We start from the raw sequence: 24410 nt of genomic DNA, 5'->3' as shown, positions 1-24410 counted from the left end.
ATTTACTCCTCCTACTCTTCTATTCGTAATAAAACAGAAAAACAGGAGATTTTCCTATTAAAAATTTGAATTTGTTTTTGTGTAATCGCTTACATTGCGTTAAACAAAGGAATATAATAACATTGAAATAGGATATAGGAGGTATAGGTTTATGTCAAACAAGTATTACAAATATCTGCCTTGGTTGATTTTGGGAGCTATTGGCTCTGATCAATCAGCCACTTACTATGCGCGAACTGCATTTGATGTCTTCTATCTGACTACAATCTTTTTGATTATCTATATCGCTTTGTTATTTTTACATGAGAACTATCTCAAGTATCGATACAAAGACTTCTTTACTCACATGTTGAGCAATTCTAAGAAAGATGGCCATCCCTAAAACAGTCGCAACAGAAAAACATCTCACTATGGTACATAAAGAGGTCGGGAACTTTATCCCGACCTCGTTTTTATGCAATATCAAATTTTAACTGGCCTGCTTTAACACCAATCTTAAGTGTGCTGCCTGCCACCAAATCTCCCTTAAGAAGAAGTTCTGCCAACTTGTCCTCCACTTCTGTTTGCAGGGTTCTGCGAAGTGGACGAGCTCCCATCTCTGGGTCATATCCTTGATTTGCCAACAATTTCAGTGCAGAAGCTTGCAATTTCAAGTCAATACCTTTTTCAGCCAAACTTGCTACTAAAGGTTTGACCATAATCTTCACCACTTCCTGCATATGGTCGCTAGAAAGGCTATGGAAGACCACCTTTTCATCAATACGGTTGATAAACTCAGGTCTATAAGCCTTTTTCAACTCTTCAAACATGCGTTTTTCCATATTTTTCTGGTCAAAACGAATGTCCTTGGCCCCAAAACCGACAGTCTTGTCATCACGAAGGGCTGTCGCACCAAGGTTTGACGTCATGATGATAATAGTATTTGAAAAGTCAACCTTGCGTCCCTTACTATCTGTCAAGACACCGTCATCCAAGACCTGCAAGAGAACATTAAAGATGTCTGGGTGGGCCTTCTCTACTTCGTCAAAAAGGAGAACGGAATATGGTTTGTTGCGAACCTTCTCGGTCAACTCCCCACCTTCTTCATAACCCACATAGCCCGGAGGAGCCCCATTGAGACGGCTGGCTGCGAATTTCTCCATATACTCACTCATATCAAAGCGGATAAGGGCTGATTCGTCATCAAAAAGAACTTCCGCCAAAGCCTTGGCTAATTCAGTCTTCCCAACACCTGTAGGCCCTAAGAACATAAAGGAACCAATCGGGCGCTTATGACTACGAATACCTGACTGATTACGGCGAATGGCACGGCTAATGCTTGAAACTGCTTGTTCTTGACCGATGACACGTTTGTGCAGTTCAGCTTCCAAGTTCAGGTATTTCTTAGCATCAGTCTGAGTCAGTTTTTGGACTGGAATACCTGACAAACGACTCAAGGTGGTCAAAATATCAGCCTCTGTCACCAAGTCTTTATAGATAGGTACTTCCTCTTCTTTTGCGATTAGCTGGGCTGCCTGTTTCCACTTGCCATCCATCAAAGCCTTGTCAGCTGGACTCAAACCTGAATCGTCTGCTTTTACATGCTTAGCCTTATTTTGCACTGTTGCTGCTGCTTCATCCAAGAGGTCGATAGCAGAGTCTGGCAAGTGACGACTAGTCAAGTAACGATGAGCCATCTTAACCGCTGTTTCAACCGCTTCATCTGTGATTTGCACACGGTGATGTTTCTCATAAGTCGCCTTCAAGCCTTGCAAAATGGTCATGCTGTCTGCTACACTTGGCTCTTCAATCGTTACTTTAGCGAAACGACGAGAAAGGGCAGCATCTTTTTCGATATGTTTTTGGTATTCTTCCTGAGTAGTCGCACCAACCGTTCTCAAAGTTCCACGCGCCAAGGCTGGCTTCAAGATATTGGCCGCATCTAGAGTTGAGTCAATCCCGCTCCCAGAACCCATGATGGTATGAAGTTCATCGATAAAGAGGATTACTTGGCCATCTTCTTCAATATCCTTGATGATATTATTCATGCGTTCTTCAAAGTCACCACGGAAGCGTGTCCCTGCAACGACATTCATCAAATCAAGCTCTAACACGCGCATCTTAGCCATTTCCGTAGGAACATCCCCACTAGCAATACGCTGGGCAAGACCAAGCGCCAGAGCAGTTTTCCCGACACCAGCATCTCCAACCAAGACAGGGTTGTTCTTAGTCTTCCGGCTCAAAATTTGAATCATACGCGATATTTCCTTGTCCCGACCGATGACTGGTTCTAACTTGCCAGAACGCGCTTGCTCTGTTAAATCATGCGTATAGTCCTCGAGTCCACCACTCGGAGTCTGGGGCATCCCCATCATATTAGCCATAGAATTTTGCTTGTCAGCTACAGTACGATGGCGTTGGCGTAAAGCCTTGAGATCTTCACGAGTCCAGCCTGCACGTTCTTCTAAATTTCGACGAAGAGCAGCAATCTTGACCTGATCTTTCTTGTCTTCATAAGAAAAACCAGCCCTCTCCAAGATACGGGTCGCCAAGGCATTGCCATCATGCAAAATCGCATAGAGGACATGCTCTGTCCCTAGCACCTTTGCATGGACCACTGATGCCACATATTCTGCTTCATCAAAAAGGACCTGCAAACGATGAGAAAACGGCAATTCCGTAAAAGTTTCATCCTGGCTATAGTCCGTTTCAGTCAGTTCCAAAGCCACCTCTTCTAAACGGTCCATCTCATATGGGTAATCATTTAAAGTTGCCCCTGCCACACTATAACTGTGATTAGACATAGCAATCAACAAGTGCCAAGACTCTAGGTAACGAGCTCCAAAATGGCCAGCAACCATGTAGGCACTTTCGATACATTCATTCAATGCTTTTGAATAGTTCATCTTACTTCCCTTTTCTATCTACCTCTTGTATGACCTGTCGTAGCATGTTTGCACGAAGGACTGGAGCTTCTTCTCCCAGAACGCGATCTAAAGCTACTGCCACCAGCAAATTCATCTCCTGCTTGGTCATCAATTCCTGCTCAACCAAAAGCTGGAGAATATCCTCATAAATTTCTTGACTAACTCGCTCGCCAATCGAATAAAGTAGCTCCCTGAGCATTTCATGATGACTAGAAAACTCAATCCGTCCTATACGAATATAGCCTCCGCCACCACGCTTACTTTCAACCAAGTAGCCTCTACTTTCCGTAAAGCGTGTCTTGATCACATAGTTAATCTGACTGGGAACAACCTGAAAAGTATCTGCCAACTGACTCCGTTGCAACTCCACAATTCCAGATTGATCTAAAATCGCCTTGATGTAGGCCTCAATATGATCCGATGTATTTTTAAATCTCATTACAAACCCACCTCTCTCTTTAAACCTTGACTATCTTTGACTATTATACCGAAATTTTCTCATTTTTAAAAGAAAAAGGGCGCTGGTAAAGGATAATCTTCACCAACTCCCTATTTTTCTACTTATCTAAGCCTAATTCTGCCAAGATTTGACGTTTGTAGGCAATCTTTTGGACTTCCTTGTCCTCATCTTCAGACCAATCTAGTTTAACTTCTGAAACAATCTGCCCAGGGCGATTTTTCAAGATATAGATGCGGTCGCTGAGACTGAGGGCCTCCTCGATACTATGCGTGATGATCAAAGTTGTTAGCTGCAACTGCTTGTGAATCTCAAGGTACCAAGCGTGTAGTTCCATCTTGGTCATCTCATCCAAGGCGCTAAATGCCTCATCCAAGAGAAAGAGCTTGTGCCCGAAAAGGTAGGTCCGTAGTAAGGCTACACGCTGGCGCATCCCCCCGCTGAGTTCATGGGGATACTTGTCCCGTACAGCTGTCAACTGGAAGGTCGCAAGAATTTCATCTGCGCGAGCAATAGCTTCCGCCTTATCCACCTTTTGAATCAAGAGGGGCAGGATGATATTGCCAAGCACCGTCTTGTGTTCCAAGAGGAGATCCTTTTGCAACATATAACTCACGCGCCCCTTGGGATTTTCTTCACCATCAAGGACAATTCTCCCTGACTGAACTTCTAAAATCCCAGCGATTAGATTAAAGAGGGTGGTCTTTCCAACACCACTTGGACCTAGAATAGAAACCACTTCACCTGAAGTCACCTGTAGGTTGATATCCTCTAAAATCCTCTCTTGACCATAGGCATAACTGACGTGTTCTAGTCTAATTTCTGTCATTATTTCACAAATTCATTGGTAAAGCCTTTGTCTGTCAAGTCTTCTTTAAGGATACCATTTTCTTTATCCCATTTGTAGAAGGCATTCCAGCGAGCTGCATCAAATTGTCCCCATTTTTCCTTGTCGCTTGCGTATTCTTTTGACAAGTATTTTTGAGATTCGATGACAAAGTCACGTTTTTCCTTGAGTTCAGGTGCATTTTTGATGAGGATATCAGCTGCTTCCTCTGGATGCTCCATGGCATATTGGTAACCTTTTTTGATAGCTTGGATGACTTTACGAGCTTCTTCTTTATTATCTTTCAGATAGTCGTTGTTTGCGATGATAACTGGTGAGTAGTAGTCAAACTCCTTGACGTAGTCTTTCAAGTACATAAAGTTAGCCTCTACGCCTTGAGATTTAGCAAGAATTCCATCCCATCCATAGTAGATCCATGCAGTATCAAATACTCCATTAGCAATCGGTGTGATTGAGTTTGAGTCGTTGTTTGGTACTTTTTCTACCTTCTCAAAGTCCCCACCTTGTGATTCTACCAATGTTTTCAACATAGCAAGTTCAGTTGGGTCATTCCAAGTCCCGTATTTCTTACCAACCAAGTCCTTTGGACTAGCTACATTATCAGATTTACGAGAGATGATTCCTGATGTATTGTGTTCAACAATAGCTGCAACGGCAGTAATTCCTGCACCTTTTTCCAATTTTTTAGCCATGTAGTCTTGGAAATACACTGCAAATGGTGCCTTACCATTAATGACTAAGTCAGAAGAACTTTCTTCTGGTGGTAATTTCAAATCAACATCCACTCCAGCTTCTTTGAAATAACCTTTTTCCTTGGCAACATAAAGTCCTGTGTGGTTAGTATTTGGTGTCCAGTCTAGGATAAAGTCAATCTTCTTGAGTTCTGCCTCCTTGTTGTCCTTAGAAGCAGTTCCTTGACCACAAGCTACAAGCACAACAGCTACAAGAGCTGTCACAAGCGTTAAAAACACTTTCCATGTTTTTTTCATTTTGATTTCCTCTTTTCTTTTTTGAAACATTCTAATTCTACGAACGTTTCCATTTAATAACATATTTTTCACTAATATCGACCAACTTCATACCCAAAAGGCTGATAATCGATACCAGAATAATAATAGCAAACATGGTATCATACTGAAACAGTTTCTTGGACTGAATCATATAAACACCAAGACCCTCAAAGCCTCCCAACCACTCAGATACCACTGTTGTGATAAAGGCGTAGGAGACACTGACCCTCAGACCTGCATAAAAGTAAGGCAGGCTGACTGGGATTTTAAAATGCCACAGGATTTGCACAGGATTTGCCCGCATCAGACTAAACAGGGTCAGCATATCCTTGTCACAATGCCTAAAACCGTCTAAAATACTGACAATGATAGGAAAGGTTGTCGTCAAGATAATCAAGACAATCTTGGGCAAAATCCCATAACCGAGCCACAAGACCAGAATAGGAGCTATTGCAATGGTCGGAATAGTCTGAACGACCACCATCATAGGGTAAATCAGGTCATTGAGCCAAGTCAAACTGTCCATAAGCACAGCCATGAGACAGGCAATCAAGACTCCCAAAACCAGCCCCAGTAAAGCCACTCTCAAGGTCGCCCAGCTATGGTGCCAGAGAAATTCTCTGTCACGAACAAAGGCCTGGAGAATTTCAAGAGGTGTCGGCAGGATAAACTTGGGGAGCAGTTTAAGAAAACCTGCTAACTGCCAGATTGACAAGACTCCGAGAAAGCCCAATAGACTAATGTGTCGTCTCAGTATACTTTTCAAGTTTCTCATCAATACTTAAAATCTCTCCTACATTTATTTTGACATTGGCAAAGACATTATCTGCCTCCTGCCCAGCCACTTCTAGCGATTCTTTAAGAATGCGCATGAGCTCAGCAAACTCCCCTTCCAAGACCGTTTCAAATGGTGTCACTACCATGGTCACTTCTTGAGCTTGCAGATAAGCAATAACCTGATCGATAACAGCTATCCGATCAATCCCCTGTGATAGGGGTAAAACTTGCAAGGCAATGCTTGCTTTCATAACAACCTCCTCTTCTCGTTTTTCTCTTTATAAAAAGAAAAACCTTTACCATATATGGAAAAGGTGCAGAATTAGACTAAGTATCGTTCCCTACGCTGGCATTACCCAGATCAGGTGCGGTCGAAGTTTAACACTTCCTCTCAGACTGTACACAGACTCCCATATATTATATGGACATATGATAGCGCAAAACAAAAAAAAAGTCAAGGAAACTGCTTACAGAAAAGAGCAGGAAAAATTTCCTACTCCCATTTTCTATACTCGTTCTCCATCACTGTTTACTCTGTAGCCATCCACCGTCGTATTAACAGCTAAGGCACCTGAAGAGTAAGAATAATACCACTTACCATAGACTTGATACCAGCCTGTTTTCATTGCCCCTGAACTATCCAAATAATACCACAGACCATTTTCCTTTAACCATCCTGTCTGCATTTCACCAGATGATTTCAAATAATACCAGCTAGAACCGTCTTTCAACCAGCCCGTTGATTTAGAACCATTTGATTTGAAATGATACCAACTACCATTTATTTTTTTCCAACCAACAGTCAGAACATCATTGGAACTACCTTCTGTTTGATTCTGCGATGACGCAACCTCCTCTAACTGAATATAACGACGACTTCCACTATAAGATATATAACTCAACCACTTGTACCCATCTTTTTCAAGTACCTGATCATAATGAACACTCTCACCTGGAGAATAATATGCAATTGAAGTTGCACTAACTAAAGGTTGATTTTTTATAGCTGCCTTATTCTTAAAATAATGAGTTCCTCCTGTCGAAGAAGGTTGACTATTGAATACTTTGCCACTACTTACTACATTACCCCCATCCAAATCTTTAAAATGAATAAATCCTGTCATCGTATTCGCTTTTATAATTCGTTTATTGTAGGATCCTGTATAACCATAGTTGTATTCCTCAATTTCTATATTATCCCCCATTACATTTGAAACCCAGGCAACATGACCATATCCTCCTGCAGTAGACCAAGCAATAGAGCCAATCGTTGGTACACTATCTACACGATAGCCTTCACGACGAGCACGATAGCCCCATTCATTCGCATTTCCATAAGCTCCTGGAATCTCAAAACCATTGACACTACTCAAGCGAAAGGCTGCAAATGAAGTACACTGACGAGAGTACATGCGCCACTTGTCAATTGCCTGACTCCCATTTTTATAGTAAGCAGGATAATCATCCCCACGCGCAATCGATCCATTTCCTCCAGAATAAGCATATACACTATCACTCGCTACTAGCATCAATCCTACTGCTAAAAAAGGAACAACCTTTTTAACTGATTTTCTAAAAGAAAATCCTGTCTCTATTACTTTAAATGATGAACTTTTCATTCTTCCTCCTTGAAATAGTATAGTACTCAATGAAAATCAAAGAGCAAACTAGGAAGCTAGCCGCAGGCTGTACTTGAGTACGGCAAGGCGAAGCTGACGTGGTTTGAATTTGATTTTCGAAGAGTATAAATCGAAGATTACCTTCACTTAAACTATTCGAAGAAAAAAGAAAAAGTGAGAAAATTTCTCACTTTAGTCCAGATAATGAATCAAATTCTTTTCAGTAAGGATATCTGAGTAAGTAAAGGATTCAACGTAAACATTAGCTTGTTTATCTCCTTCAACATTTCCAAATTCAACGATAAATAGGGATGGATAAACCTCAATTAGCTTACCCAATCTATTTTTTTGGCGCTTACGCCCATTTTCCAAAGTCATTTCGATTACATGACCCTCATGCGCCTTGATTTCCTCTTTAATTTTTTTCATCTTAGCTACATCTGTAAATGCATCTGTCATCTTATTTCCTCCCTTTTTGAAATACTTGAAAATTTATTGTATTCTTTTTGGAAAATTAATTCCACTGTTCCACGAGCTCCACTACGGTTTTTCTCGATAATAACTTCTACCTTATTATTTGGTATGCCTTCCTCTTCTTCACCACCACGCTCATAGTAGTCGTCGCGATAAAGAAAGGCTACGATATCAGCGTCCTGCTCAATAGACCCAGATTCACGAATATCAGACAAGACTGGCCTCTTGTCCTGACGTTGTTCTACACCACGAGAAAGCTGACTCAGAGCAATTACGGGAACTTTCAGTTCCTTGGCTAAAATTTTCAACTGACGTGAAATTTCTGAAACCTCTTGTTGACGATTTTCCCGACCAGTTCCCGTGATAAGCTGCAAATAGTCTATTAAAATCAAACCAAGATTTCCAGTTTCTTGAGCCAGTTTACGAGAACGAGAACGAATCTCTGTAATCCGAATCCCTGGCGTATCATCGATATAGATACTTGCATTCGCTAGATTCCCTTGAGCAATGGTATATTTTTGCCACTCCTCATCAGTCAATTGACCCGTACGGATAGAATGCGATTCTACCAAACCTTCTGCCGCCAACATACGATCCACTAGACTTTCCGCACCCATTTCGAGCGAAAAGATAGCAACCGTTTTGTCCAACTTGGTCCCAATATTCTGTGCAATATTCAAGGCAAAGGCTGTCTTACCAACCGCTGGACGGGCTGCTAAGATAATCAACTCCTCTTCATGCAGACCAGTCGTCATATGATCTAAATCACGGTAGCCTGTCGCAATACCTGTAATATCGGTCGTTTGTTGCGAACGAGCTTCCAGATTCCCAAAGTTGACATTCAACACATCTCGAATGTTCTTAAATCCACTTCGATTAGCATTTTCGCTGACATCAATCAGGCCTTTTTCTGCCTGAGCAATGATTTCATCAGCTGGTTGCGAAGCCTCGTAAGCTTGATTGACAGACTCTGTCAACTTGGAGATTAATCGACGTAGCATGGCCTTCTCTGCAACAATCTTAGCATAATACTCCGCATTAGCAGAAGTTGGCACAGAATTGACAATCTCAACCAAGTAAGACAGACCACCAATATTCTGCAAATCACCTTGATTATCAAGAATAGTACGAACCGTTGTTGCATCTATAGCATCGCCACGATCGGATAAATCGACTATAGCTTGGAAAATCAAACGATGGGCATACTTAAAAAAGTCCCGAGACTCAATATATTCTCGAACAAAAACAAGCTTACTCTCGTCAATAAAGATAGCCCCTAAAACGGATTGCTCAGCTAAGATATCTTGAGGTTGTACTCGTAACTCTTCTACTTCTGCCATCAGACTTCCCTTCCTTTTACAATCTTGTCAAGAAAGTGTAAATTTACCCTTCTTTCACACGAAGATTGATCACACTTGTGATATCTTGATAGATTTTCACTGGTACATCAATCAAACCAACTGCTCGAATCGGAGCTTGTACTTGAATATGACGTTTATCAATCTTAATTCCAAATTGCTTTTGCAGTTCTTCTGCAATCTTCTTATTGGTAATGGAACCAAAGGTACGGCCATCTGGACCAACCTTTTCAACAAATTCTACAATAGTTTCCTCTGCTTCTAGTTGGGCTTTAATTGCTTTTGCTTCTGCAATCATCTCAGCGTGAGCTTTTTCTTCAGATTTTTGTTTACCACGAAGTTCACCTACAGCTTGAGCAGTCGCTTCTTTGGCTAGATTCTTTTTGATAAGGAAGTTTTGCGCATACCCTGTTGGTACTTCCTTAATTTCGCCTTTTTTACCTTTTCCTTTAACATCTGCTAAAAAGATTACTTTCATTCTTCTTTCTCCTTTTCCTTTATTTCATTTAATACAATTTCTGTCAGTTTTTCACCTGCTTCTGACAAGGTTAAATCCTTAATTTGAGCTGCTGCTAAATTAAAGTGGCCTCCACCTCCCAGCTCTTCCATAATCCGTTGTACATTCAATTTACTACGACTTCGAGCTGAGATAGATATAAATCCTTGTGTATTCTTTGCAAGAACAAAACTCGCTTCAATACCTGACATGGCTAACATGGCATCTGCTGCCTTACTAATAACAACTGTGTCATAGCATTTCGAGTCCGTAGCCTCTGCTATCAATACATCTGAACCTAATTTACGCCCCTGTAAAATCAGTTCATTGACCTCACGATATTCTTCAAAATCTGTCGCAGCGATTTCTTGGATAGCAATACTATCACTTCCTCTCGTTCTGAGATAGCTAGCAACATCAAATGTCCGACTAGTCACTCGTGAGGTAAAATTTTTAGTATCCAGCATCATACCAGCCATTAAAACACTTGCTTGCATACGACTCAAACGATTTTTCTTAGAATTCTGGAACTGAATCAATTCTGTTACCAACTCACTGGCACTGCTTGCACCACTTTCGATATAAGTAATAACTGCATTATCTGGGAAATCCTGATCCCTTCGATGGTGGTCAATGACGATGGTTTGGGTAAATAAATCATAAAATTCTTTCGATAAAGTTAAAGCTGTCTTTGAATGGTCTACAAGAATCAACAAAGAACGATTGGTCACCATCCCCATTGCCTCCTTGACAGACAACAACTTCGTAACTCCTTCTTTTTCTAAGAATGAAATAGCACGTTCAATATCCGGAGACATTTGTTCTTCATCGTAAAGAGCATAGCTATTTTGAGTCACATTGCTGGCAAATAACTGCATACCTACAGCAGAGCCCAAAGCATCCATATCCAGATTTTTGTGACCAACTACAAAAACCTGATCTACACTTCTAATTTTATCTGAAATAGCTGTCATCATAGCGCGCGTACGTGTCCTTGTACGCTTAATTGACGCCGCAGATCCACCACCAAAATAAACGGGATTTTTCGTTTCGTCATTCTCCTTGACAACCACCTGGTCGCCACCACGCACTTCAGCCAAGTTCAAGTTGAGTAAAGCAACTTTCCCTATTTCATCATGATTTCCATCACCATAAGAAAATCCCATACTTAAGGTCAATGGCAACTGTCTCTGTTTCGACTCTTCTCTGAAAGCATCGATAACAGAAAATTTATCATTCATCAAGCCCTCAAGCACCGTATAGTCCGTAAACAGATAAAAACGATCCATACTCACTCGACGGGAAAACATGGCATATTTACCAGCAAATTCTGAAACAAAATTGGCTACAAAACTATTGATATGACTAATATCAGACTCCGATGTTTCATCTTCTAAATCATCATAGTTGTCAACGGAAACGATCCCAATAACAGGCCGACTCGTTACTAACTCAACAGTCGCTTCATATTCACCAGACACATCAAAGAAGTAAAGAACCCCAGACACCTTGTCCATATGAACCGAATAACGGGTCTCACCCAAGGTAGCATAAGAACCTGGGTTCCCCACAGAAGCCTTGATAATTGTTTGAATTAATGCCACATCAATCTCGCCCACTTCATTAGTCAAAATCAATTCAGCATAAGGATTAAACCATTCAACGTCACCTGACGACAAGTCTAATTTAATTACCCCAACAGGCATCTGTTCTAACAAGGTTGTCAAACTATCTTCAGCTTGGTGGTTTACATACTGGATTTGTTCTACTTCACTCCTTGAGTAGTAGTCTCTTTGATGGATGAATAGTAAAATATATGAACCCAAAATAAGTAGCAAAAGAAATAGCGTTACCAGTGTATTCGTTACAAAAACAAGTTGCACAGATAGCACTCCGAACGCCACTATTCCTAATATTAAGGGGAAAATAGGACTTACATAAAATTTTTTCATTCCAAACCTCTTGGCACCCATTATACCATAATAACCACCAAAAAGCGACTTTTTAAAAGTGTAATCAGTAATTCTATCAACTATAAGAAAAGGAAGGTTTACAATTCAGTAAACCTTCCTTTACACATATTGAAATTAAAATTCTTTAACTTCTAACAAACCAATTTCGCCATCCTCACGACGATAAATCACATTAGTTGTTTGATCTTCAACATCCACATAGATAAAGAAATCATGTCCCAACAAATCCATCTGTAGAATAGCTTCTTCCAAATCCATTGGTTTTAAATCAATTTGTTTTGAACGAACAACTCTAGACTGGACAACATTTGGATCTTCCACCAAGGCATCTGTAAATAATTGACTAGTTGCTACCTTGTTTTTATTTTTACGCTCAATTTTTGTTTTATTTTTACGAATCTGACGTTCAATTTTATCGGTTACAAGGTCAATTGAACCATACATATCTTGAGACACATCTTCTGCACGAAGAGTAATTGAGCCAAGCGGAATCGTCACCTCCACTTTAGCCGTTTTTTCACGATACACCTTCAAGTTAACTCGAGCATCCAACTCTTGTTCAGCTTGAAAATACTTTTCGATCTTTTCGAGTTTAGAAACTACATAATCACGAATTGCTTCTGTTACTTCTAGGTTTTCACCACGGATACTATATTTAATCATATGAGTACCTTCTTTCTAAACATTTTTGTTTTTCTGATTTCATTATAACGCTTTCATTTTATTTTTGCAAATTTTTTCCTCATCTTACAAGGGAAAAAGTTTTTACATCCTCAGCACCAGCTTCTTCCAGCAATTTCTTCACACGATTTATAGTTGTTCCTGTAGTATAAATATCATCTATAAGTAGGACTTTCTTAGGAATGCTGAATCCACTTTTAATAAAGAAAGGAAGTTCTGTCGTCAAGCGTTCTGAGCGACTTTTAGAAGAACTAGCTCTCTCTTCTCTTTTCTCTAATAAATCCAGATACTTGAAACCTGCTGCTTCAACTAAACCTTCAACCTGATTAAATCCTCTATCAAGCAATCTTTCAGGACTTAGGGGAATTACAACAAATTGATACTCTTTGTACTTTCTCAACTCCTCACTTAAAAATGAAGCGAAAACTTTTCTTAAAAGGAAGTCTCCATCAAACTTATACCGACTAAAAAAATCTTTCATAGCTTGATTGTAAGTAAAAATCGCTCTATGGGAGACCTCAATTCCCTCTTTACACCAAAGTTGACAATCTTGACACTTTGTTGACAATCCTATTTTCATACAGTTTGGACAGTGCTCTTCTCCAATTCTCTCAAAAGTAGAATCACAGTCTGAACAAAGACAAGAGTCATCATTCCTCAAAAGCAAGAGACTACTAAAAGTTAAAACAGTCTTCATTATCTGCCCACATAACAAACACTTCATAAGCCTGCCTCCTTGTTCATCTGCTGAATTTCCTTAATTGCCTTCTTGATCGAAGCATTTAATCCGTCATGAAAGAAAAGCAAATCTCCTGTCGGTCTATCCATACTTCGTCCAACTCGTCCACCAATTTGAATCAAACTGGACTTGGTAAACAGACGATGATTGGCCTCTACTACAAAAACATCCACACAAGGGAAGGTAACTCCTCGCTCCAAGATTGTCGTACTGATAAGTATTGTCAGTTCTCCATCTCGAAAAGCCTGCACTTGCTCTAATCGATCTTCTGTTACAGAAGAAACAAAACCCATTTTCTCATTTGGAAATTGCTCCTGTAAGATTTCTTTTAGCTGCTCCCCTTTTTTAATTTCTGATGCAAAAATGAGTAAAGGATAACCTGTCTTTCTCTGTTTCTCAATATAAGACTTTAACTTTGGTGACAAACGATTCTGATCCAAATAGCGATTAAAATCCGATAACCAAACTGGTTTAGGAATAATCAATGGATTCCCATGGAATCGTCTAGGCAAGCTCAGTCTTTTTAATTCTCCTAAACGGACTTTCCTATCTAATTCATCTGTCGAAGTCGCTGTTAAAAAGATTCTCAGCCCATTCTCCTTTACACTATTCTTGACAGCATGGTAAAGCGTTGGATTATCAACATAAGGAAAGGCATCTACTTCATCCACTATCAGTAAATCAAAAGCTTGATAAAATTTCAATAACTGATGAGTCGTCGCAACAACTAATGGTGTTCGAAAATAAGGTTCCGATTCTCCATGTAGGAGGGCTACCTCACAAGAAAAATCATTTTGCAGGCGCTTGTACAGCTCCAAACAAACATCTATGCGAGGACTGGCCAAACATACTGCACCACCTTCATCAATCACTTTAGCCACTACTTGATAAATCATTTCTGTCTTTCCAGCTCCTGTAACCGCATGAACTAAGGTTGGCTCCTGCTTGTCTACCGCTCGAATTAGTCCCTGTGATACCTTCTCTTGAAAAGGGGTTAATTGACCACGCCATTTAAGAACATCTTGCTTCAGAAAATCCTCCTGCGGAAAATAGTATAAATCTTGATCACTCCTGACACGCTTCATCAGTAAACACTCCCTACAATAGTAAGCACCGATGGGCAAATACCATTCATCTAAAATAGCACTATCACAACGTTGACAGAAAAGTTTCCCTTTCTCCTTTCTCATTGCTGGAAGTTTCTCTGCCAACTGACGTTCTTCTTCAGTTAATTCATTCTCCGTAAACAAACGACCGAGATAATTTGGATTTACTTTCATACTTCTTTATTCGTAAAAATCTAGCACTTTAGATAATTTTTTAGTACAATTAAATCATGGAATTTAGAACAATTAAAGAGGACGGTCAAGTCCAAGAAGAAATCAAAAAATCCCGCTTTATCTGTCATGCCAAGCGTGTTTATAACGAAGAAGAGGCTCGTGACTTCATTACCACCATCAAAAAAGAACACTACAAAGCGACGCATAACTGCTCTGCATTTATTATTGGAGAACGTAGTGAAATTAAACGTACAAGTGATGATGGTGAGCCCAGTGGTACTGCTGGCGTTCCCATGCTAGGGGTACTAGAAAATCACAACCTCACCAATGTCTGTGTGGTAGTGACACGCTACTTTGGTGGCATTAAACTAGGCGCTGGAGGACTAATTCGTGCTTACGCCGGCAGTGTTGCCTTAGCTGTCAAAGAAATTGGTATCATTGAAATAAAGGAACAGGTGGGCATTGCTATTCAAATGTCTTACGCTCAGTATCAAGAGTACAGTAACTTCCTTAAAGAACATAATCTCATGGAACTGGATACAAACTTTACAGATCAAGTCGATACAATGATTTATGTTGATAAAGAAGAAAAAGAAACTATTAAAGCTTCACTTGTGGAATTTTTTAATGGAAAAGTCACTTTAACTGATCAAGGTTTACGTGAAGTTGAGGTTCCTGTAAACCTAGTGTAAATAATAGATAATACAGTGTTTCACTGATATTTTCATCGCTACTTTAATTAGCAACATAAAAAGATGCTTGCCAAGACCTACTAGAAAATGAAGCAATTCAAAAAGAAAACGGATAGCGTTCTCCTTCACACCTATTTACTAGAATTAGCCTATCACAATCGCTTAAAAATTAATGGCTTAGACCTGTGATATAAAAAAATCCTATCACTTCGATAGGATTTCTATATTTTACAAATGGTATAGATAGCGTTATACTAGAGATATCTTATACAAAGAGGTATTCATATGTCTATTTATAACAACATTACTGAACTAATCGGTCAAACTCCGATTGTTAAACTCAACAACATTGTGCCAGAAGGTGCTGCAGATGTCTATGTAAAGCTTGAAGCATTTAATCCTGGTTCTTCTGTAAAAGATCGTATTGCTCTTAGCATGATTGAAAAAGCGGAACAAGACGGTATTCTAAAACCGGGTGCTACTATTGTTGAAGCAACAAGTGGAAACACTGGTATTGGACTTTCATGGGTAGGGGCTGCTAAAGGGTATAAAGTCGTTATCGTTATGCCTGAAACTATGAGTGTGGAACGACGTAAGATTATCCAAGCCTATGGTGCTGAACTCGTCCTTACTCCTGGTAGCGAAGGAATGAAAGGTGCTATTGCTAAGGCTCAAGAAATCGCTGCTGAACGTGATGGTTTCCTTCCTCTTCAATTTGACAACCCAGCAAATCCAGAAGTACACGAAAGAACAACAGGAGCTGAAATACTAGCTGCTTTCGGTAAAGATGGACTAGATGCCTTTGTTGCTGGAGTGGGTACCGGTGGAACGATTTCTGGTGTTTCTCATGCACTCAAATCAGCAAATTCAAACATTCAAGTTTATGCAGTGGAAGCTGATGAATCTGCTATTCTATCTGGTGAAAAACCTGGTCCTCACAAAATTCAAGGTATCTCAGCTGGATTTATTCCTGATACACTTGATACTAAAGCCTATGATGGTATCGTTCGCGTAACGTCAGATGATGCTCTTGCACTCGGCCGTGAAATTGGTGGAAAAGAAGGTTTCCTTGTAGGGATTTCTTCAGCTGCAGCTATCTACGGAGCCATCGAGATTGCCAAAAAATTAGGTACAGGTAAAAAAGTCCTTGCTCTAGCACCAGATAACGGTGAACGTTATCTCTCTACAGCACTCTATGAATTTGAAGTTTAGTCTCCTAAATACAATTGGCCCTTATTATAGGGCTTTTTATTTTTACCTTGAAAATAGGAAGTTCTCCCTATAAGGATCGACTGCATAGAAAAAAGGAAGCAAATTTACTTCCTTTCTATAATTAGTTATTCAAGGCTGCTGCCATTGTAGCTGCAACTTCAGCTTCAAAGTCGTTTGCAGCTTTCTCAATACCTTCACCAACTTCAAAGCGAGCGAACTCAACTACTGAAGCGTTAACTGATTCAAGGTATGCTTCAACTGTCTTGCTGTCATCCATGATGTAAACTTGTGCAAGAAGTGTGTAAGCTTGGTCAACTTTAGTGTTGTCAAGCATGAAGCGATCCATTTTACCTGGGATGATTTTATCCCAGATTTTTTCTGGTTTGCCTTCTGCAGCCAACTCAGCTTTGATGTCAGCTTCAGCTTGAGCAATCACTTCATCAGTCAATTGAGATTTTGATCCATACTTCAAGTGTGGAAGAGCTGGTTTGTTAACCATTGCACGGCTTTCGTTATCTTGGTCGATAACGTGGTTCAATTGTGCCAACTCATCTTTAACAAATTGCTCATCCAATTCTTTGTATGAAAGAACTGTTGGTTTCATAGCAGCGATGTGCATTGAAATTTGTTTAGCAAGTGCTTCGTCTCCACCTTCGATTACAGAGATAACACCGATACGTCCACCGTTGTGTTGGTATGCTCCGAAGTGTTGTGCATCTGTTTTTTCAATCAAAGCAAAGCGACGGAATGAGATTTTCTCTCCGATAGTTGCTGTTGCAGATACGTATGCGGCTTCAAGAGTTTCACCTGAAGGCATTGTCAAAGCAAGAGCTTCTTCGTTGTTAGCTGGTTTTCCTTCAACGATTGCTTTAGCTGTTGCGTTTACCAACTCAACAAATTGAGCGTTTTTCGCAACGAAGTCAGTTTCAGCATTTACTTCAACAACTGCTGCAATGTTACCGTCAACATAAACACCAGTCAAACCTTCTGCAGCAACACGGTCAGCTTTCTTAGCTGCTTTTGCCATACCTTTTTCGCGAAGCAATTCAATCGCTTTTTCGATATCGCCTTCCACTTCAACCAATGCTTTTTTAGCGTCCATAACACCAGCACCAGATTTTTCACGCAACTCTTTTACAAGTTTAGCTGTAATTTCTGCCATTTTGATTCTCCTATATTTTTTAAAAATAGGAGAGCCGGGCTAAGCCCCGCCCTCCTAGGTAATTACTATTTGTATAAATTAAGCGTTGTCGCCTTCTACAACTTCAACGATTTCTTCAATTGAATCTGCTTGAGTTTCTGAAGCTGCAAATTCTGCTTCAACTGCTACTGCATCCTCACCTTGACGTCCTTCGATGATAGCGTCAGCCAATTTAGCTGTAATCAATTTAACAGCTCGGATAGCGTCATCGTTAGCTGGGATGATTACATCGATATCATCTGGATCAGTGTTTGTGTCAACCATCGCTACAACTGGGATTCCCAATTTTTTAGCTTCTTTAACAGCGATTTGCTCTTTATGTGGGTCAACTACGTACATCACATCTGGGATACGAGGCATATCTTCGATACCACCCAAGAATTTTTCAAGACGTGCACGTTGTTTGTTAAGAAGTGCAACTTCTTTCTTAGGAAGAACTTCGAAAGTTCCATCTTCTTCCATACGTTTGATTTCTTTCAAACGAGCGATACGTTTTTGGATTGTTCCCCAGTTTGTAAGAGTTCCACCCAACCAACGGTGGTTGATGAAGTATTGACCTGAACGTACTGCTTCTTCAGCAACTGCATCAGCTGCTTGTTTCTTAGTACCAACGAACAATACAACTGCATCGTTAGCTGCCGCATCACGCATGAAGTCGTATGCTTGGTCAGCGTATTTTACAGTTTGTTGCAAGTCGATAACGTGGATTCCGTTACGCTCTGTAAAGATGTATTTAGCCATCTTAGGGTTCCAGCGACGAGTTTGGTGACCAAAGTGTACACCAGCCTCAAGAAGTTGTTTCATTGAAATTACTGCCATGAGTATTTCTCCTTTTTGTTTTTTCCTCTTCTTGACTTCAACTTGCAAAACGACCCAAGGGCAACTGCTTCACAATTCATCAAGAATGAGTATTATCGTTCACACGACAATTTTCATTTTACCATACTTTTCCAACATTTTCAAGCTATTTTGATATAATTTTTAATAGGGATTGTCCCTGGTAAAATCTGAAAAAGAGGGCTCTATTCGAGTCCCTCTCTCTAATTAGTCTGCATAAATATATGTCACAAAACCTTCAGAAGTCGTTGTTGGATTGAACCATCCACGGTGATTTCCAATTGTACGATTACCTGCATAATTTGATTCTGATACTTGAATACTTGTTGATGATGAAACAGCTGTAACTACTGCTACGTGTCCATATCCACCATCATTCCAACATGCAATCGCACCAACTTGAGGTGTTGAACCTGTACGGAATCCTGCAGCAGCTGCGCTTGTAGCCCACTGTGCTCCATTACCCCAATAGTCTCCAGCCCAAGGTGCTAATGTTTTAACTCCCCATGTACATTCTCCAATTGGATAACTTGAAGCATTTGTACTGTATGTTGGACGTTGTTTAACTGCTACAGGAGTATATGTTGTTGATTCCGAAGAAGCTACAGCTTGAACCTGTGCTGCAAATGTCGTATTTCCAGAAGCAACAACTGTTTGTTGTTGGCTTGCTTGTTTTGCTTTATAAGCTGCTTCTGCCTCTGCTGCTGCCTTTGCTGCCGCTACTGCTTCTGCTTTTTTCTCTAGCAAACTTGCTTTTTCATCTTCTGCTGTCGCTTTTTCAGCAGCAAGATTTAATTCTGCAGCTTTCAACTCAGCTTGTTTTGTTGTTAGAGCTTGAGCATCATCAGACAACTTCTGTTGATTTGCAATAACTGTATTAATTGCGTCATTGTTTGCCACTTGCTTCTCAGAAATTGCTTTTTTATCTGCTTTTTGTTGTTCCAACATTTTGTTGTTAGCAGATACAATTTCATTCATTGCTGCAACACGTGAAATAGCTTCTGTAATTGATTTTGAGTTTACGATTGTATTAATGTAGCTAGTTGCAGCTCCATTTGTTTGAGCACTACGAGCTTGCTTTTCCAAAGAATCATTACGAGACACAATATTTTTAGAAAGTTCTGTAATCTCATTCTCAAGTTTTTTAGATTCTGCTTGTAATCTATCATTTTCAGCTTGCAAGTTAGATTGCTCAGCTTGAATAGCTGATACTTGCTCCTGAATTTGGTCAACTTGTTTTTGGGCTTCTTGTTGTTGTGCTGTTAAGTTACTAATTTTATTATCTTGAGCAGCAATTTTGTCATCAGTCGTTTCTGCATGCGCAGTTGTTAAAACAGCTACTTGAGAAACCATTACTGTACTTAATAAAAGTGACGCTAAGATTTTTTTCTTCATATTACGTAGATACTCCTTCTTTTAAAGACAATAATAGTATACCAAAAAAAGGCCTAATGAATATTACGCCTTTGTTACATTTTTGTTTCTTTCTTATAGATAATATCTTTCAAAAATAAACTGAAAAATAAGCATCCACGCAAGATTTAAAATCATGGATGGTACTAGGCTATAAACGATAAAAATCGGCAGACTATCTAGAGTTAAACCTACCGCTAATGCAAAGAGATAAGCTCCCATATCAAATAGAAAACTCATAACAATCATAGCCAAGATTCTTGTCCAACGATTCAATAAAATAACACTATTCAATTTATGAAGAAAGGCTCCCAATAAGATAAATAAGAGAGTTGCAATCCCTATTAGATGGAAAAAGTAAACATCGTAAACCAAGCCTATCACAAAACAATAGACTAGGTAGAGATACTCTGATACTTCTATCGTCTCAAATAAGAGAAATAAAAACAGAAAATGACTAGCCAAATGTACATGGGGGAAAAATGAGCCCAGAAGCTGGCTAATATGGGCGTCAATTAGAACAAAGAAAGGAAGCAATAAAAACACTCCAACCCGCTTCAACTGTCTCATCATGAATTCCCCACTAATTCTATCACATCCACATTATGAGTATCTGCACTCAATTTAACAGTTACTTCTCGTGTCAAATAGTCTGTACTATGCGTTGTGGCAACCACTTCACCAACAGGAATATCCGCAACGTTAAAGTTTCCTAATCCACCCGTTGTCACCTTATCGCCTGTACTAATATCGCTATTACTATTTAATTGACTAATTTTAAGAACTTCATTTTCCTTGTCGTAGCCAACAATAATTCCATAAATTGTGGTAGTGCCGTGTTGAATTTTAACAGAAATCTTATCAGCATTTTCCGTATTAGTCAGAAGGTTGACTATAGTAGAGTTCTCCTCTACTTTTGAAACACTCCCAATCAAGCCACCATTTGCAATAGCTAACATGTTCTCAGAAGCCCCTTTTGATTTACCTACATCTAAGGTCAATTCCTGCTTCCAAGATACCGGAGAACGCATAATAACATCTGCTGCCAAAGTCTTTGTAGCTTGCAACTTGGACTTCATACCAAGCAGTTGACGCAATTGTTCATTTTCTGTCTTTAAACTTTCCGCCTCATTTGATTTCACTTCTAATTGGTAAATCTGTTTCTTCAAACTTTCATTTTCATTATATGTTCGTGTCAAATGAGCCAAATCTGATTTGACAGAATCAAACCACTGAAAAGGTTTTTGTACAACTCTATCAACCAATGAGATTCCATCTCCTAATTTTGTCACAATTGTACTTGAATAAGTCGTCGCTAAGAGAGCTGACACAAGCAGAACAGTGACAAAAACAATAATGACATATTTTGATTTTTTAAAACGGTTCATATCCCTACCTTTATATCAAAAACTGTTACAGTAACTTTTTTATCGATTCCTGAAATCTACTAAGATTTTAAGAAAAATAAACAACAACCAAGTACGAGAACAACAAGAATGGTCAGCGTATCCTTTCGAGTCCATTTCAATTGTCTGTATTGACTTCTGCCTTTTCCACCCTGATAACCACGCGCTTCCATGGCGATAGCCAAGGAATCTGCACGTTTTAAACTTGTCGCAAAAAGAGGAATCAAAATGGGAATCATCGCCTTTACTTTTTGAACGATGCTTCCTTCACCAAAATCCACTCCACGTGCTTTCTGCGCATTCATAATCCGCGTCGTATCATCCATCAAGGTTGGGACAAAACGCAAACTCATAGACAGCATCAAACCAATTTCATGAACTGGAACTTTCACACGCTTTAAAGGCGCTAACAAAGCTTCGACAGCTGATGCCAAACTTAAGGGCATGGTCGTTAAGGTTAACAAAGTTGAAAAGAGAATAATCAATACAAAACGACAAAAAATAATCCCAGCTTGTTGCAAAGCATAATCCGTGATTCTCACAAACGAAAACTCAAATAAAACATTCCCATTAGAAATGAAAAAAAGTTGAAAAATAGTTGTGAAGGCAATCAAGAAAAACATAGATTTCAAGCCCTGAATAAAGAATGAAAGAGATACTCCGGACAAGGCAATAAAGATCCCTGTCGCTATAAAAAGAATTAAATTCGTCAAGGGATTATTAGCCCAAAAAACGATTAAAATCAGTAGCATCATAGCCAGTAATTTGCTACGTGGATCCAACCGGTGAACAATCGAATCTCCTGGAATATAACGCCCCAAAATCATACTATCCATTTAGCGACTCCTTGAACTCCTCTATCTTAATCGGTAATCGTTTAAATGATACGCCTCTATCAGCCAATCGTTTACAAAAGGCCGTAATTTTAGGTACTCCCAACTGCACTTCTTCCATAAAGACAACATCTTGAAAGACATCACTTGGTTTACCAAACTTAACTAAACGTCCCTTTTCCATTACATAGACTTGGTTCGCATATTCAGCAACATCATCCATCAAATGCGTTACCAAGACAATGGTCATCCCTGACTGGTGGAGTTTTTTGAACAAATTCATCAGCTCTTTTCTTCCCAGAGGATCTAGGCCTGCTGTGGGCTCATCTAAGACTAATATGGCTGGTTCCATGGCAAGTATGCCTGCAATGGCGACACGTCTCATTTGTCCACCTGATAGCTCAAACGGACTGCGATCAAAAAGTGATTCATCAATTCCAACAAGAGCCAGTTTCTCACGCGCAATCTTCACAGCATCTTCTTCAGAAACACCAAAATTTTGCGGTCCAAAAGCAACGTCTTTCAAAACCGTTTCTTCAAAAATCTGATTTTCAGCAAACTGAAATACCAAGCCAACCTGTTTTCTAATTTGACGAATATCTTTGTTTTTAGAAGTCGAAGTGATTAAGGTATCAAAAACTCGCACACTCCCTTGACTTGGAACCAATAAACCATTTAAAAGTTGTAAAATAGTTGATTTGCCACTACCTGTGTGGCCAATTAAAGCCGTATAAGAACCATCTTCAATCGTCAAAGAAACATCCGACAAAGCTGTTGAAGCTAAGGGAGTCCCTTCTTGATATGTAAAACTCACATTTTCTAGAGCAATTCCCATAGCTTATCCTCTAGCTCACTTTCTGTCAAATAATTTTCAGGTAAATCATAGCCATTCTGACTCAAAGAATGTTTTAATTGATTAGCAAAAGGATCGTCTAATCCAATTTGATCTAAATCATTTCGAGAGAAAAGTTCTCTTGGACTACTAGTTGATTCAATCGACCCTTTTTTCATGACCAATACGCGGTCACTCATGGCAACTTCTTCCAAATCATGTGTAATGGAAATGACCGTCATATCATAGTCTTTTCGAATTCCTTTTACTGTCTCAATCAGTTCTCTACGCCCCTCAGGATCCAACATACTCGTTGCTTCATCTAGAATTAGAATAGCTGGTCTTAGGGCTACAACACCTGCAATGGCCACACGTTGCTTTTGGCCACCTGATAGACGCGCTGGCTCTCTCTTTTTAAAGTCTAACATGCCAACCAAATCCAGAGCTTCTTCCACTCTCTTTTTCATTTCTTGACGAGAAAGTCCCTGATTTTCCAAACCAAAGGCAACATCATCTTCAACAGTCGCTCCAACAAATTGATTGTCTGGATTTTGAAAAACCATACCGATTTGACGACGTATATTCCAAACATTTTCCTCAGTCAGCAGTTGGCCATCAATTACAATCTCTCCGGATTCTGCTTCCAGTAAGCCATCAATTAAGCGAACCGTCGTTGATTTACCACTACCATTATGCCCTACAATCGAAAGCCATTCTCCACGTTTCACGTGAAACGTAATATCCTTCACATCATAGTATTCCTGACTTTCCTTATAACGAAAAGAAAGATTTTTTACATCAATTACTGATTTCATTTCGAACCAAATGTCCCTTTAAATATATAGGCACTACCCTTGAAATAATCATAGCCAGAGTAGATAGTGAAAAACAAGGCTACATAAAGTAGAACTTGACCAATCAAAGTCCAATGTAATAGCAAGAAAATAATGGCAAACATCTGACTGAAAGTTTTAATTTTTCCAGGCATTGCTGCTGCTAAAACTGTCCCGCCAGTTTCAACCAATAAAAGCCTTAAACCTGTCACAGCTAACTCACGACAGATAATCACTGCAACAATCCAAGCCGGAGCTATACCTAACTCAATCAACATAATAAAAGCCGACATAACTAGTAACTTATCCGCCATAGGATCTGCAAATTTACCGAAATTACTGACCACATTCCATTTACGAGCTAAATATCCATCTAAATAGTCGGTAATACTGGCAACAGCAAAGATAATAGCTGCCACTATATGACTCTCTATCGAATTTCCTATCGTTAGAATAAAGATAAAAATAGGTATAAAGAGAATTCGACCTATTGTTAAGAGATTGGGAATTTGTTCTTTTTTCATTCGTTTTTCC

The 24410-nt window shown here is 39.6% G+C and carries 26 protein-coding genes, 1 pseudogene and 1 riboswitch; of the genes and pseudogenes, 4 read left to right on the top strand and 23 right to left on the bottom strand.

Annotated elements, in window-relative coordinates; translation table 11 throughout:
- The first annotated feature begins 151 nt into the window (after positions 1–151).
- Positions 152–382 carry a hypothetical protein gene (locus B7695_RS03415; RefSeq protein WP_084889698.1) on the top strand — a complete coding sequence of 77 codons (231 nt, stop codon included), beginning with the start codon at positions 152–154 and terminating at the stop codon, positions 380–382.
- Positions 383–452: 70 nt separating this feature from the next.
- Here B7695_RS03415 and B7695_RS03410 read toward each other — a convergent pair whose 3' ends face one another.
- From B7695_RS03410 to B7695_RS03345, 14 genes are all read right to left on the bottom strand, one after another.
- Positions 453–2885, bottom strand: coding sequence for an ATP-dependent Clp protease ATP-binding subunit (locus tag B7695_RS03410; RefSeq protein ID WP_084889696.1), 2433 nt, complete (start codon positions 2883–2885; stop codon positions 453–455).
- 1 nt (position 2886) lies between these two features.
- Entirely contained in the window at positions 2887–3345 is a 459-nt protein-coding gene (locus B7695_RS03405) for a CtsR family transcriptional regulator (protein WP_001211275.1), read from the bottom strand.
- A 118-nt stretch (positions 3346–3463) separates the two neighbouring features.
- Positions 3464–4192 (bottom strand): ABC transporter ATP-binding protein, encoded by a 729-nt coding sequence (locus B7695_RS03400; RefSeq protein ID WP_084889694.1) that lies wholly within the window; start codon positions 4190–4192, stop codon positions 3464–3466.
- Positions 4192–5199 carry an ABC transporter substrate-binding protein gene (locus B7695_RS03395; protein WP_061864811.1) on the bottom strand — a complete coding sequence of 336 codons (1008 nt, stop codon included), beginning with the start codon at positions 5197–5199 and terminating at the stop codon, positions 4192–4194. The genes B7695_RS03400 and B7695_RS03395 overlap by 1 nt, the downstream gene beginning before the upstream one ends.
- Before the next feature lie 37 nt (positions 5200–5236).
- Positions 5237–5995 carry an ABC transporter permease gene (locus B7695_RS03390; RefSeq protein ID WP_192855722.1) on the bottom strand — a complete coding sequence of 253 codons (759 nt, stop codon included), beginning with the start codon at positions 5993–5995 and terminating at the stop codon, positions 5237–5239.
- A complete protein-coding gene (locus B7695_RS03385; protein ID WP_042901884.1) occupies positions 5958–6248 on the bottom strand; it encodes a thiamine-binding protein in 291 nt (96 codons plus the stop codon). Before B7695_RS03385 ends, B7695_RS03390 begins: the two co-directional genes overlap by 38 nt.
- Before the next feature lie 70 nt (positions 6249–6318).
- A riboswitch (TPP riboswitch) is annotated at positions 6319–6421 on the bottom strand.
- An 82-nt stretch (positions 6422–6503) separates the two neighbouring features.
- A complete protein-coding gene (gene cbpD / locus B7695_RS03380; protein WP_084889690.1) occupies positions 6504–7616 on the bottom strand; it encodes a choline binding-anchored murein hydrolase CbpD in 1113 nt (370 codons plus the stop codon).
- Positions 7617–7808: 192 nt separating this feature from the next.
- Positions 7809–8075, bottom strand: coding sequence for a Veg family protein (locus B7695_RS03375; RefSeq protein ID WP_000128619.1), 267 nt, complete (start codon positions 8073–8075; stop codon positions 7809–7811).
- The gene (dnaB, locus tag B7695_RS03370; RefSeq protein WP_084889688.1) at positions 8072–9430 is read right to left on the bottom strand and encodes a replicative DNA helicase; all 1359 of its coding nucleotides are present in this window, start codon (positions 9428–9430) and stop codon (positions 8072–8074) included. The genes B7695_RS03375 and dnaB overlap by 4 nt, the downstream gene beginning before the upstream one ends.
- 43 nt (positions 9431–9473) lie before the next feature.
- On the bottom strand, positions 9474–9926 hold the full coding sequence (gene rplI / locus B7695_RS03365) for a 50S ribosomal protein L9 (RefSeq protein WP_000864213.1): 453 nt from the start codon (positions 9924–9926) through the stop codon (positions 9474–9476).
- Positions 9923–11896 (bottom strand): DHH family phosphoesterase, encoded by a 1974-nt coding sequence (locus B7695_RS03360; protein WP_084889686.1) that lies wholly within the window; start codon positions 11894–11896, stop codon positions 9923–9925. Before B7695_RS03360 ends, rplI begins: the two co-directional genes overlap by 4 nt.
- 135 nt (positions 11897–12031) lie before the next feature.
- Positions 12032–12580: a ribosome hibernation-promoting factor, HPF/YfiA family gene (gene hpf / locus B7695_RS03355; protein WP_084889684.1), complete on the bottom strand. Its 549-nt coding sequence runs from the start codon at positions 12578–12580 to the stop codon at positions 12032–12034.
- Positions 12581–12659: 79 nt separating this feature from the next.
- A complete protein-coding gene (locus B7695_RS03350) occupies positions 12660–13322 on the bottom strand; it encodes a ComF family protein (protein ID WP_084889682.1) in 663 nt (220 codons plus the stop codon).
- Positions 13319–14617, bottom strand: coding sequence for an ATP-dependent helicase ComFA (locus B7695_RS03345; protein WP_084889681.1), 1299 nt, complete (start codon positions 14615–14617; stop codon positions 13319–13321). Before B7695_RS03345 ends, B7695_RS03350 begins: the two co-directional genes overlap by 4 nt.
- Before the next feature lie 56 nt (positions 14618–14673).
- Here B7695_RS03345 and B7695_RS03340 point away from each other — a divergent pair, with 56 nt between their 5' ends.
- The 3 genes and pseudogenes from B7695_RS03340 (at position 14674) to cysK (ending at position 16521) form a co-directional block, all read left to right on the top strand.
- A complete protein-coding gene (locus B7695_RS03340) occupies positions 14674–15309 on the top strand; it encodes a YigZ family protein (protein ID WP_084889680.1) in 636 nt (211 codons plus the stop codon).
- A gap of 93 nt (positions 15310–15402) precedes the next feature.
- Positions 15403–15498, top strand: a pseudogene (locus B7695_RS11775) (PH domain-containing protein); the annotation flags it as partial.
- Between the two features lie 96 nt (positions 15499–15594).
- A complete protein-coding gene (gene cysK, locus B7695_RS03335) occupies positions 15595–16521 on the top strand; it encodes a cysteine synthase A (protein ID WP_084889679.1) in 927 nt (308 codons plus the stop codon).
- Positions 16522–16642: 121 nt separating this feature from the next.
- Here the strand turns inward: cysK and tsf are convergent, their stop codons facing one another.
- The 9 genes from tsf to pgsA form a co-directional block, all read right to left on the bottom strand.
- A complete protein-coding gene (gene tsf / locus B7695_RS03330) occupies positions 16643–17683 on the bottom strand; it encodes a translation elongation factor Ts (protein WP_050391223.1) in 1041 nt (346 codons plus the stop codon).
- Between the two features lie 78 nt (positions 17684–17761).
- Complete coding sequence (gene rpsB, locus B7695_RS03325) at positions 17762–18541, bottom strand: 30S ribosomal protein S2 (RefSeq protein ID WP_000268466.1); 780 nt, start codon at positions 18539–18541, stop codon at positions 17762–17764.
- Between the two features lie 225 nt (positions 18542–18766).
- Positions 18767–19954 (bottom strand): peptidoglycan hydrolase PcsB, encoded by a 1188-nt coding sequence (pcsB, locus tag B7695_RS03320; protein WP_084889678.1) that lies wholly within the window; start codon positions 19952–19954, stop codon positions 18767–18769.
- Positions 19955–20047: 93 nt separating this feature from the next.
- Positions 20048–20542: a rod shape-determining protein MreD gene (gene mreD, locus B7695_RS03315; RefSeq protein ID WP_084889745.1), complete on the bottom strand. Its 495-nt coding sequence runs from the start codon at positions 20540–20542 to the stop codon at positions 20048–20050.
- Positions 20542–21360 (bottom strand): rod shape-determining protein MreC, encoded by an 819-nt coding sequence (gene mreC / locus B7695_RS03310; protein ID WP_084889677.1) that lies wholly within the window; start codon positions 21358–21360, stop codon positions 20542–20544. The genes mreD and mreC overlap by 1 nt, the downstream gene beginning before the upstream one ends.
- A gap of 59 nt (positions 21361–21419) precedes the next feature.
- Complete coding sequence (locus B7695_RS03305; protein ID WP_084889676.1) at positions 21420–22214, bottom strand: energy-coupling factor transporter transmembrane component T family protein; 795 nt, start codon at positions 22212–22214, stop codon at positions 21420–21422.
- Positions 22207–23046, bottom strand: a complete 840-nt coding sequence (locus B7695_RS03300) for an energy-coupling factor transporter ATPase (protein ID WP_084889675.1) — start codon at positions 23044–23046, stop codon at positions 22207–22209. The genes B7695_RS03305 and B7695_RS03300 overlap by 8 nt, the downstream gene beginning before the upstream one ends.
- The gene (locus B7695_RS03295) at positions 23031–23858 is read right to left on the bottom strand and encodes an energy-coupling factor ABC transporter ATP-binding protein (RefSeq protein ID WP_084889674.1); all 828 of its coding nucleotides are present in this window, start codon (positions 23856–23858) and stop codon (positions 23031–23033) included. The genes B7695_RS03300 and B7695_RS03295 overlap by 16 nt, the downstream gene beginning before the upstream one ends.
- A complete protein-coding gene (gene pgsA, locus B7695_RS03290; protein WP_084889673.1) occupies positions 23855–24400 on the bottom strand; it encodes a CDP-diacylglycerol--glycerol-3-phosphate 3-phosphatidyltransferase in 546 nt (181 codons plus the stop codon). Before pgsA ends, B7695_RS03295 begins: the two co-directional genes overlap by 4 nt.
- Between the last annotated feature and the right edge of the window lie 10 nt (positions 24401–24410).

This window comes from Streptococcus mitis, assembly GCF_002096845.1.
Classification (GTDB): Bacteria; Bacillota; Bacilli; order Lactobacillales; family Streptococcaceae; genus Streptococcus; species Streptococcus mitis_A.
This window is presented reverse-complemented; position numbering and strand designations above follow the sequence as displayed.

What these genes read in the sequence shown, in the direction of transcription:
- B7695_RS03415 (WP_084889698.1), top strand. Translation starts at nt 152, where the DNA reads ATGTCAAACAAGTATTACAAATATCTGCCTTGGTTGATTTTGGGAGCT.
- B7695_RS03410 (WP_084889696.1), bottom strand. Translation starts at nt 2,885, where the DNA reads ATGAACTATTCAAAAGCATTGAATGAATGTATCGAAAGTGCCTACATG.
- B7695_RS03405 (WP_001211275.1), bottom strand. Translation starts at nt 3,345, where the DNA reads ATGAGATTTAAAAATACATCGGATCATATTGAGGCCTACATCAAGGCG.
- B7695_RS03400 (WP_084889694.1), bottom strand. Translation starts at nt 4,192, where the DNA reads ATGACAGAAATTAGACTAGAACACGTCAGTTATGCCTATGGTCAAGAG.
- B7695_RS03395 (WP_061864811.1), bottom strand. Translation starts at nt 5,199, where the DNA reads ATGAAAAAAACATGGAAAGTGTTTTTAACGCTTGTGACAGCTCTTGTA.
- B7695_RS03390 (WP_192855722.1), bottom strand. Translation starts at nt 5,995, where the DNA reads ATGAGAAACTTGAAAAGTATACTGAGACGACACATTAGTCTATTGGGC.
- B7695_RS03385 (WP_042901884.1), bottom strand. Translation starts at nt 6,248, where the DNA reads ATGAAAGCAAGCATTGCCTTGCAAGTTTTACCCCTATCACAGGGGATT.
- cbpD (WP_084889690.1), bottom strand. Translation starts at nt 7,616, where the DNA reads ATGAAAAGTTCATCATTTAAAGTAATAGAGACAGGATTTTCTTTTAGA.
- B7695_RS03375 (WP_000128619.1), bottom strand. Translation starts at nt 8,075, where the DNA reads ATGACAGATGCATTTACAGATGTAGCTAAGATGAAAAAAATTAAAGAG.
- dnaB (WP_084889688.1), bottom strand. Translation starts at nt 9,430, where the DNA reads ATGGCAGAAGTAGAAGAGTTACGAGTACAACCTCAAGATATCTTAGCT.
- rplI (WP_000864213.1), bottom strand. Translation starts at nt 9,926, where the DNA reads ATGAAAGTAATCTTTTTAGCAGATGTTAAAGGAAAAGGTAAAAAAGGC.
- B7695_RS03360 (WP_084889686.1), bottom strand. Translation starts at nt 11,896, where the DNA reads ATGAAAAAATTTTATGTAAGTCCTATTTTCCCCTTAATATTAGGAATA.
- hpf (WP_084889684.1), bottom strand. Translation starts at nt 12,580, where the DNA reads ATGATTAAATATAGTATCCGTGGTGAAAACCTAGAAGTAACAGAAGCA.
- B7695_RS03350 (WP_084889682.1), bottom strand. Translation starts at nt 13,322, where the DNA reads ATGAAGTGTTTGTTATGTGGGCAGATAATGAAGACTGTTTTAACTTTT.
- B7695_RS03345 (WP_084889681.1), bottom strand. Translation starts at nt 14,617, where the DNA reads ATGAAAGTAAATCCAAATTATCTCGGTCGTTTGTTTACGGAGAATGAA.
- B7695_RS03340 (WP_084889680.1), top strand. Translation starts at nt 14,674, where the DNA reads ATGGAATTTAGAACAATTAAAGAGGACGGTCAAGTCCAAGAAGAAATC.
- cysK (WP_084889679.1), top strand. Translation starts at nt 15,595, where the DNA reads ATGTCTATTTATAACAACATTACTGAACTAATCGGTCAAACTCCGATT.
- tsf (WP_050391223.1), bottom strand. Translation starts at nt 17,683, where the DNA reads ATGGCAGAAATTACAGCTAAACTTGTAAAAGAGTTGCGTGAAAAATCT.
- rpsB (WP_000268466.1), bottom strand. Translation starts at nt 18,541, where the DNA reads ATGGCAGTAATTTCAATGAAACAACTTCTTGAGGCTGGTGTACACTTT.
- pcsB (WP_084889678.1), bottom strand. Translation starts at nt 19,954, where the DNA reads ATGAAGAAAAAAATCTTAGCGTCACTTTTATTAAGTACAGTAATGGTT.
- mreD (WP_084889745.1), bottom strand. Translation starts at nt 20,542, where the DNA reads ATGAGACAGTTGAAGCGGGTTGGAGTGTTTTTATTGCTTCCTTTCTTT.
- mreC (WP_084889677.1), bottom strand. Translation starts at nt 21,360, where the DNA reads ATGAACCGTTTTAAAAAATCAAAATATGTCATTATTGTTTTTGTCACT.
- B7695_RS03305 (WP_084889676.1), bottom strand. Translation starts at nt 22,214, where the DNA reads ATGGATAGTATGATTTTGGGGCGTTATATTCCAGGAGATTCGATTGTT.
- B7695_RS03300 (WP_084889675.1), bottom strand. Translation starts at nt 23,046, where the DNA reads ATGGGAATTGCTCTAGAAAATGTGAGTTTTACATATCAAGAAGGGACT.
- B7695_RS03295 (WP_084889674.1), bottom strand. Translation starts at nt 23,858, where the DNA reads ATGAAATCAGTAATTGATGTAAAAAATCTTTCTTTTCGTTATAAGGAA.
- pgsA (WP_084889673.1), bottom strand. Translation starts at nt 24,400, where the DNA reads ATGAAAAAAGAACAAATTCCCAATCTCTTAACAATAGGTCGAATTCTC.